Source organism: Rhizobium sp. UBA1881 (assembly GCF_002338015.1).
In the GTDB taxonomy this organism is placed as follows: Bacteria; Pseudomonadota; Alphaproteobacteria; order Rhizobiales; family Rhizobiaceae; genus Rhizobium.
The window spans coordinates 1-7,819 of the sequence record NZ_DDHH01000152.1 but is presented as its reverse complement, the minus strand read 5'-3'; the positions used below and the strand labels follow the sequence as shown (position 1 = coordinate 7,819).

The following is a 7,819-nucleotide window of genomic DNA, read 5'->3' as shown; positions in this document are numbered from 1 at the left end:
CCTCGGCGTCGTAGATCACGAGGAATTCTCCGCGCGCCGCGCTCAGCGCATAGTTCAGCGCCTTCGGCTTCGTTCTCGGATGGGAGACGGGCACCGCGATGATTTCGAACTGTGGGCCGAGATTTTGTTTCTCGAGTGCCGCGATCGTCGCATGGTCGTCGGCCTCGCATATCAGCTTGATGTCGAGCTTGGCGGTCGGCCAGTTGAGCTGCTTCAGCGCCGCGACAAGCTGGCCCGCGACCTCCGCCTCCTTGTAGAGCGCGACGAACACGGAATAGACCGGCAGCCGCTCCGTCGGTTGCGGCGTTGGCTGCGGACCGCGACGATGGTGGAGCGCGCAGGCCCGGAGCAGGATCGCCGCCATGTAGATGAACGACAGCGCGAGATGAACGATCGCGATCAACGGCAGATCGGAAAACGCCGCGAAGATAAGCGCGCAGAGTGCCGCGCCCGCGATGAACCCCTGCTTGCCCGAGAGCACGATGCGGGCGCTGAACCGCCCCTTGTCCTCGAACAGCGTTCCGATGCTCTCTTTCACCCGCCGCTTGGCGCCGACGCGCCAGATGGCATCGCGCATTGCGGTGGGCGTGGTGACGATGATCCGCTCCGCAAGCCCCGGCCGCGCCTCGATCGTCCGCGCCAGCGCCAGCAGTCGACTGGCCTCGGGAATGATGGCGATCATCGCCTTGTCTGCATAGTTCAGCCGCACGGATCGCGTGTCCGCCAGCTGCGTGTCGAGCGCTTGGTCGTCATGGATCAGGGCCGGATCGAGCTGCGAGAGGAATGGAACGCGAAGCGCGCGGGCAAGGGCGGCATAATAGCTCTCGGCGTCCACCCATCGGTTGGCCAGCAATTCGCGCTCGATCGACGTTCCGTTATGGCGGGCCATGGTCGCCGCGCGCGCGATGGTCGGCTTGCCGATACCGAGCCTCAGCAGCGCTTCGATCTCGATCTGCCTGACATCATTGACCACGCTCGCCGGCACGGTCGGCGAGATCAAAGGTTTCGATCGCTCCTGAAGCGTCGCGTTACGGGTGCTGATCCCGCCCGACGCATATTCCCCGATACGCATGACTCTGATACACCGTCGTTAAAGTGGCAGTGCAGTCCCCGGGGCAGATCATAATGATGCGATTTAAGCTGGCATCTCTCAATCCTAAGGGGTTTTGCAGCCTCTGGCTGTTTCTGGCAGCATTTTGGCTACCTCTTTCGGCTGCGGCACAGCAGGCAGCGCCCTCCTTGCCCTTGCTTTTCGACAGCCGTGAGCGTCTCGCCAAGCCCGATCTGACGAGCCTCGTGCGCCTGCGTTTCCTGACTTCGGTTGATTTTCCGCCGTTCAATTTCATGGATCAGAACGGCAAGCTCTCGGGCTTCAATGTCGATCTCGCCCGCGAAATCTGCGCCGAGCTGGAGATTTCGGACAAGTGCCAGATCCAGGCCTTGCCCTTCGGCGATCTCAAGGATGCGTTGGCCGCCTCGCAGGGTGATGCCGTGATCGCGGGGCTGGCCGTCGGTAGCGAACTGCGCCGGCAGTTCTCCTTCTCGCGCCCCTACCTGATGCTGCCCGCCCGTTTCGCCCGAAATCTGAAGGCGCCGATCAAGGGCGAGAATGCCGCAAGCCTTGCCGATCGCTCCGTCGGCGTCGTCAAGGAAACCGCACACGCCGCGATGCTCGCGGCCTATTTCCCCAGGGTCAAGGCGGTGCCGTTCGACAGCAAGGAAGCGCTGCTGGCAGCATTGAAGGACGGCAAAGTCGACGCCGTCTTCGCCGATTCGCTGCAGCTCTCCTTCTGGGTGTCGTCGCAGGCATCGGAGAAATGCTGCGCCCTGTTCGACGGTCCCTATATGTCGGAAGAGTTTCTGGGCGAGGGCATGACGATCATGCTGCGGCAAAAGGACGAAGTCCTGCGCTCGGCCTTCGACCACGCGCTGGCTGCCCTTTCGCGCAGCGGCCGCCTGCAGGAAATCTACCTGCGCTATTTCCCTTACGGACTATACTAGGCGGGTTAAGCCTTGCGGAAACGGGCAATGGCGCTGCGCTCGATTGCTGCGCAGGTCAGTTTGTCGAGGCCGAGCCGGTCGCGCAGCAGGCTGAGCAGGCGCAGCTCTTCCGCCTTCACCGAAAGATCGGCCGACGCGACCTCGACCGCCAGCGCATAGGCCGTGTCGTAAAGCTTCGGCGACAGCGTGTCCTTGACCGTCTCGAGAACGACGTCGAGCCCCTCGGGGCCGGACAGAAGCGCCGCGCAGTCGCGGGCAACCGAGATCAGCTTGTCGTCGTCGAAGCCCCGGAAGACCGGCAGAAAGCCCACCAGCTGTCCGATACGTTCCAGCTCCCGATCATTCATCGTGCTGTCGACGGCGGATGCCATGACCATCACGTAGATCAACGCGTCGTGGGCGGAAAGCGGCTTGTTCATGTCTGCATGGTTCCTCTGCGATGTCTGCAGAGTTTAGGAACTGGCCACGCCCATTACAAGGGATCGCTCATATCTTGCGGCTGCGTCAGGTCGGGTGTTTCAATCGCGCCGGCCTGGCGTGGATCCTGCCCGTAGATACCGTTTCCGTCTCGCTTGGCCTTGGCGCCGGCATCCGCGAAAGCGGAACCCGCTTCGGCCTCGGTCCAGCCATTCTCGATCAGCCACTCGGAAAGATCCTGCCCGCCGATCTTGCAGTTGGCCGTCGCGGTGCCGCTCCAGTTGGGATCGCTGAGATCGCAGTTGACGGTCCGAAGCCTAAGGAAAAGCCGGAAATTGGTCTTCGCCAGCATCCCGCAGGGCCACTCCGTGCCCCCGGCGCCGGCGCAGCTCTTGTCGACCGGTGTCGGCGTCAGCCCGGCCAGTTGCAGCCGCCTTTCGCCGAAGCCGAGAACACCGGCGCTTTCGGCCACGGGGCGCGGCAGGTCGATCCCTTTCTCAGCCACCACGACAGGCTTTTTCTCAGGCTCCGGCGCCTGTTCGCGCTCCAATGGCTTGCCGTCGACCGAGGCCGGGTAGAACTGGCTGGCGTCATCCACCGGCCGGGCCATCATGCTGGCATCCGGGTTCGTCGTCGGCTGCGCTGGCGAGAGCGTTTCCGGGGCGACCGCCCCTTGCGCTGATGCCGCGATCTCGGCCGCATCCGACGCACCGCTCAACCGATGCTCGCCGGCGGCGATCAGGCCGATGACGATCGCGATCCCCGCAGTCGCTGTCAGAAGTGCCGCAGGCTTCATGGAAGATTTTCCTACTGGCTGGCCCAAATGATCCGGGCGATCCAATCCACGTCGGTGAGTTCGATCGTCCGGTTCGGATGTTCGGGATTGAGCGACATGAGTTCGATCGAGCGTGGGCTCTGACGCATCAGCACCTTGGCCATCACCTCGCCCTCGCGGGTCTTCACCACGACACGGTCGTTACGGCGCACCTGCGCGCCCGGCTCGACGATCAAGACGTCGCCGTCGCGATAGAGCGGCATCATGCTTTCGCCCTGCACCTCCAGCGCATAGACGCCCGCCTTCTGAGACGGTGCGGCCGGAAATTCGACGACATCCCAGCCCTGTCCGGCCGGAAAGCCACCATCATCGAAAAAGCCGCCAGCGCCCGCCTGTGCGAAGCCGAGCAGTGGAATGGAGCTCCCTTGCGGCGGAAATGCGCCATCCGGCAGCGTCGAGAAACTGCCCTGCGGCCGCATGAAGGACAGGAATTCCTCCATGCTGGAGCGGGTCGCCTCAAGCACCTTGGCGATCGATTCCGTCGATGGCCAGCGCAAGCGACCATCGGCGGAAAGGCGTTTGGATTTGTTGAACGAGGTCGGGTCGAGGCCGGCGCGGCGGGCAAGCCCGGAGGGTGTCAGGTCGTGCCGTTCGGCAAGCCTGTCGAGCGCTCCCCAGATCTGCTCGTGTGACAGCATGTCGCCTGATCCCGTGCGCGCCAAGGCGCTCCTTAATCGGCTGAAAGATTAACCGCAAGGCGAACAGGAGTAAAGAGACAAGAGGAATAAAATCCTCTCTCCCGTCAGGCGACCATCGCCATGTTGATCTTGCCGAGCTGGATCACCGCCTGCGTGCGGCTGTCGACATTGAGCTTGAGAAGAATGGCCGAGACATGTGCTTTGATCGTCGCCTCCGATACGCCGAGTTCATAAGCGATCTGCTTGTTGAGCAGGCCTTCGGCCAGCATCGTCAGCACCCGGCTCTGCTGCGGTGTCAGCGTGTGCAGCCGGTGGATGATGTCAGCCACATCGGGATCCTGTTCCTGCCCGTCGCGGTAGCTGTCAGGCGTTGCGATATCGCCCGCCAGCACGGTCTGTATGCCAAGCCTGATATCGTCGATCCCTGCGGATTTCGAGATGAAGCCCGAGGCGCCGAGCTCGAGCGAGCGACGGATCGTCGTCGCATCGTCCGACGCAGAGACGATGACGATCGGCAGGCCTGCGAATTCCGAGCGCAAAGCCATCAGCCCCGAGAAACCGCTCACCCCGGGCATGGCGAGGTCGAGCAGCATCAGATCGGCATCCGGATGCTCGCCGACCGACTTTCGCGCGGCGGCGAAATCGCCGGCCTCGACGATATCGGGATGGCCCTCCATCCCGGTCACGGCCTGGCGAAGCGCATCGCGAAACAGCGGGTGATCGTCGGCAATAATGATTGTCTGCTCATGCATCGAAAACTCCCTCCCAAGAGCCCGATCATGAAGTCCATGCACCGCCTTCCTCCACGGTTCATGCCTTCCTGCTAAAGCAGACTATAGCAAATCATGTCTTTTGCGGAAGGGCGTTGCCCTGGTCCTCGCTCTGGAATTCCTTGACGATCCCCATGAAGCTGCGCATCCAGCGCTCCATGATGCCGATCGAGCGGTCGATCTCGGCGTCCGATGGCAGCGCCTTGTTGACGATGCTCTTGTTCTCCAGCGCGGTCACCCGGTCCGACAGCCGGTCGAGTTCGCTTTCGTAAGCGGCGCGTTCGTCGGCGGCCATGCGGCAGACGAGCGCCCCATCCTTCTCCTCGCAGAGCGACATCGCCCCGGTCTGGCGATCGAGCCGCACGAAATGGTCGCCGCTGCGCTCCAGTTGGAAGCGGCTTGCGTCCGGCTCTGCGGCGGAAGCTGCAAGCGGAATGAGGATGGCGACGAGGCTGAGCGTGATATTTTTCATGGTTTCCTCCGGAAATCTCGATGGCCACCGCATTTTTTGCGGTGAGCGCGTGGACATCGCCGCTCAACTGCGGCAAAGCCCGGGAAAGACCAGCCATTCATGAGGCCATCATGACCCTGACACCCACGCTTTACAAGATCGTGACGGAAACGCTCTGGCAGGACGCCCGGGCAGCTGGCGTTTTCCGCGGCGCCGCCATCGATCTGACGGATGGATTCATCCACTTCTCGACGGCAGCCCAGGCGGTGCAGACCGCAGCCTTGCACTTCGCCGGCCAGACCGGCCTGCTTCTGGTCGCCGTCGATGCTGCTGCCCTCGGAGACAAGCTGATTTTCGAACCGTCGCGCGGCGGCGATCTCTTCCCGCATCTCTATGCGGACCTCCCGCTTTCGGCCGTGCTCTGGGAAAAGCCATTGCTGCTCGATGCCGAAGGCAAACACATCTTTCCGGACCTGCAGCCATGATCGATCTCTTCAAGCACGCCGCCCGCAAGGGTCTCTTCCTCTTCGATCCGGAAACGGCGCACGGCATGTCGATCGCGGCGCTGAAATCAGGCCTCGTTCCGGCCTGCGCGGCACCTGCAGATGTGCGCCTGCGCCAGACGGTCGCCGGGCTCGATTTCGCTAACCCGATCGGCATGGCCGCCGGCTACGACAAGAACGCCGAGGTGCCGGAAGCGCTGTTGAAGATCGGCTTCGGCTTCACCGAGATCGGCACGGTGACGCCCAAGCCGCAATCCGGCAATCCGCGCCCGCGCATCTTCCGCCTTGTCGAGGACGAAGGCGTGATCAACCGCCTCGGCTTCAACAATGAGGGCCACGACGCCGCCTTCCAGCGCCTGTCATCCGTCAGGAGCAATGGCATTATTGGCGTCAATATCGGTGCCAACAAGGATAGCGCCGATCGCATCGACGACTACGTGAAGGGCATCCGCCGCTTCTATTCGCTGGCGGGCTATTTCACCGCCAACATATCCTCGCCAAACACGCCTGGCCTGCGCGATCTGCAGGCGCGCGAGAGCCTGTCGGCGCTGCTGTCGGCCGTGCTTGCCGCGCGCGACGAGGAAGCCGAAAAATCCGGCCGCAAGATCCCCGTCTTCCTCAAGGTCGCGCCGGATTTGACGGAAGAAGGCATCGACGACATCGCCGCCGAAGCGCTCTCGCATGCGCTCGATGGCCTGATCGTCTCCAACACCACGCTGTCGCGCGATGGTCTCAAGGATCAGCGCCAGGCGAAAGAGCAGGGCGGTCTCTCCGGCAAGCCGCTCTTCGAAAAGTCGACCGTGGTGCTGGCCAAGATGCGCAAGCGCGTCGGCCCCGACCTGCCGATCATCGGCGCCGGTGGTGTCTCCTCGGCCGAGACCGCGCTGGAGAAAATCAAGGCGGGCGCCGATCTGGTGCAGCTCTATTCCTGCATGGTCTATGAAGGCCCGGGCCTGGCGGGCGACATCGTTCGCGGTCTGTCGAAGCTGATGGACCGCGAGAAGGTCGCCTCGATCCGCGAACTGCGTGACAGCAAGGTGGATTACTGGGCCGGCCGGAACGTCTGATCGGCCCGCTGGCGGACCCTGAGCACCAGGAAAACGCCGCGCGAAATAAGGAACAGGTTGATCGCCAACCACAGGCCGTGGTTGGCGAAGAACGGCACGAAGATCGCGAGTGCCGCCAGATAGACGACGAACGACATCAGCATGCGGTTGCGCATGTCGCTCGACCACGTGGCGCCGATGAAGACGCCATCCATCAGGAAGGCGAGCGCGCCCGTCAGTCCTGTTATCGCCGCCCAGGGGAGATAGAGGCCTGCGGCCTCACGCACGTCTGATGACGTCGTCAGCGCCGCGATCAGCCGTTCGCCGGCCACCAGGAAGAACAGCGAGATGATGCCGGCAAGCCCGAACGACCAGATCGTCGTCAGCTTCAAGCCGCGATCGAAGGCCGGACGGTAGCGCGCACCGACGGCGCGCCCGGTGATCTGCTCGGCGGCGTTGGCCAGCCCGTCGAGATAGAAGCTCGACAGCATCAGGAAATTCATCAGCACGGCGTTCGCCGCCAGCGTCACGGCGCCGAAGCCGGTGCCGATCCGCGTCATCAGCGCGAAGGCGCCAAGCAGCACGAAGGTGCGGATCAGGATATCGCGATTGAGCGTGAAGAGTTCCGCCAGAGGCTTCCGCGCAAAGACTTCGCCGCGCGTCGGCCGGTCGGCGCGGTCGAAGCTTTTCAGCACGATGAACAGGCCGGCGAGCGCCCCGATCGTCTCGCCGACGGTGGTCGCCCAGGCAACCCCCGATATCCCCCAGTCGAGCCAGAGCCCAAGCGCGATCGCCAGCACGATGTTGATGCCGTTGATGATCGTCTGCAACAGGAGACCGACGCTTCCCTGCCCACGCCCGAGCACGAAGCCGAGGATCGCGTAATTGGCAAGCGCTGCCGGCCCGGCGAGAATGCGGATCGAGAAATAGGTGCTGGTCGCCTGCGCTACAGCGTTCTCCGGTCCCATCAGCGTCAGCCCCGCCGCCAGAAGCAGCGGTGACAGACAGAGCAGCGCCACGCCGCAGCCCAACGCCGAAATGATCGCCCGCCAGAACACGCCCTGCTCGGCATGCCGGTCGCGGCGACCATAGGCCTGCGCCGTCAATCCCGTGGTCGAGGCGCGCAGGAAGTTGAAGCGTAACCGCCCGATTGCTACC

At 63.5% G+C, this 7,819-nt stretch carries 9 protein-coding genes and 1 pseudogene; 3 read left to right on the top strand and 7 right to left on the bottom strand.

Annotation, left to right across the window (positions count from 1 at the left end; all coding sequences use genetic code 11):
• Positions 1 to 1,072 (bottom strand): annotated as a pseudogene (locus B3605_RS18205) (glycosyl transferase); the annotation flags it as partial.
• Positions 1,073 to 1,125: 53 nt separating this feature from the next.
• On the opposite strand from B3605_RS18205, the gene B3605_RS18200 reads away from it, so the two are divergent.
• The gene (locus B3605_RS18200) at positions 1,126 to 2,001 is read left to right on the top strand and encodes a transporter substrate-binding domain-containing protein (protein WP_112940949.1); all 876 of its coding nucleotides are present in this window, start codon (positions 1,126 to 1,128) and stop codon (positions 1,999 to 2,001) included.
• Between the two features lie 5 nt (positions 2,002 to 2,006).
• On the opposite strand, the gene B3605_RS18195 is transcribed toward B3605_RS18200, so the two are convergent.
• The 5 genes from B3605_RS18195 to B3605_RS18175 form a co-directional block, all read right to left on the bottom strand.
• Positions 2,007 to 2,420, bottom strand: coding sequence for a tellurite resistance TerB family protein (locus tag B3605_RS18195; RefSeq protein WP_112940948.1), 414 nt, complete (start codon positions 2,418 to 2,420; stop codon positions 2,007 to 2,009).
• A gap of 53 nt (positions 2,421 to 2,473) precedes the next feature.
• Complete coding sequence (locus tag B3605_RS18190; protein ID WP_112940947.1) at positions 2,474 to 3,214, bottom strand: thermonuclease family protein; 741 nt, start codon at positions 3,212 to 3,214, stop codon at positions 2,474 to 2,476.
• Between the two features lie 11 nt (positions 3,215 to 3,225).
• Positions 3,226 to 3,891 carry a S24 family peptidase gene (locus B3605_RS18185; RefSeq protein WP_018898323.1) on the bottom strand — a complete coding sequence of 222 codons (666 nt, stop codon included), beginning with the start codon at positions 3,889 to 3,891 and terminating at the stop codon, positions 3,226 to 3,228.
• 104 nt (positions 3,892 to 3,995) lie between these two features.
• The gene (locus B3605_RS18180; RefSeq protein WP_112940946.1) at positions 3,996 to 4,643 is read right to left on the bottom strand and encodes a response regulator; all 648 of its coding nucleotides are present in this window, start codon (positions 4,641 to 4,643) and stop codon (positions 3,996 to 3,998) included.
• Between the two features lie 91 nt (positions 4,644 to 4,734).
• Positions 4,735 to 5,133 (bottom strand): hypothetical protein, encoded by a 399-nt coding sequence (locus tag B3605_RS18175; protein ID WP_112940945.1) that lies wholly within the window; start codon positions 5,131 to 5,133, stop codon positions 4,735 to 4,737.
• A gap of 110 nt (positions 5,134 to 5,243) precedes the next feature.
• On the opposite strand from B3605_RS18175, the gene B3605_RS18170 reads away from it, so the two are divergent.
• Both B3605_RS18170 and B3605_RS18165 read left to right on the top strand, forming a co-directional pair.
• Positions 5,244 to 5,597, top strand: coding sequence for a DUF952 domain-containing protein (locus B3605_RS18170; RefSeq protein WP_112941023.1), 354 nt, complete (start codon positions 5,244 to 5,246; stop codon positions 5,595 to 5,597).
• Positions 5,594 to 6,682 (top strand): quinone-dependent dihydroorotate dehydrogenase, encoded by a 1,089-nt coding sequence (locus B3605_RS18165; RefSeq protein WP_112940944.1) that lies wholly within the window; start codon positions 5,594 to 5,596, stop codon positions 6,680 to 6,682. The genes B3605_RS18170 and B3605_RS18165 overlap by 4 nt, the downstream gene beginning before the upstream one ends.
• Here the strand turns inward: B3605_RS18165 and B3605_RS18160 are convergent.
• Positions 6,658 to 7,819, bottom strand: a 1,162-nt coding sequence (locus B3605_RS18160; RefSeq protein ID WP_296435418.1) for an MATE family efflux transporter, incomplete at its 5' end; no start/stop codon positions are given. The two genes, B3605_RS18165 and B3605_RS18160, sit on opposite strands and share 25 nt — an antisense overlap.

What these genes read in the sequence shown, in the direction of transcription:
- B3605_RS18170 (WP_112941023.1), top strand. Translation starts at nt 5,244, where the DNA reads ATGACCCTGACACCCACGCTTTACAAGATCGTGACGGAAACGCTCTGG.
- B3605_RS18180 (WP_112940946.1), bottom strand. Translation starts at nt 4,643, where the DNA reads ATGCATGAGCAGACAATCATTATTGCCGACGATCACCCGCTGTTTCGC.
- B3605_RS18190 (WP_112940947.1), bottom strand. Translation starts at nt 3,214, where the DNA reads ATGAAGCCTGCGGCACTTCTGACAGCGACTGCGGGGATCGCGATCGTC.
- B3605_RS18175 (WP_112940945.1), bottom strand. Translation starts at nt 5,133, where the DNA reads ATGAAAAATATCACGCTCAGCCTCGTCGCCATCCTCATTCCGCTTGCA.
- B3605_RS18185 (WP_018898323.1), bottom strand. Translation starts at nt 3,891, where the DNA reads ATGCTGTCACACGAGCAGATCTGGGGAGCGCTCGACAGGCTTGCCGAA.
- B3605_RS18200 (WP_112940949.1), top strand. Translation starts at nt 1,126, where the DNA reads ATGATGCGATTTAAGCTGGCATCTCTCAATCCTAAGGGGTTTTGCAGC.
- B3605_RS18165 (WP_112940944.1), top strand. Translation starts at nt 5,594, where the DNA reads ATGATCGATCTCTTCAAGCACGCCGCCCGCAAGGGTCTCTTCCTCTTC.
- B3605_RS18195 (WP_112940948.1), bottom strand. Translation starts at nt 2,420, where the DNA reads ATGAACAAGCCGCTTTCCGCCCACGACGCGTTGATCTACGTGATGGTC.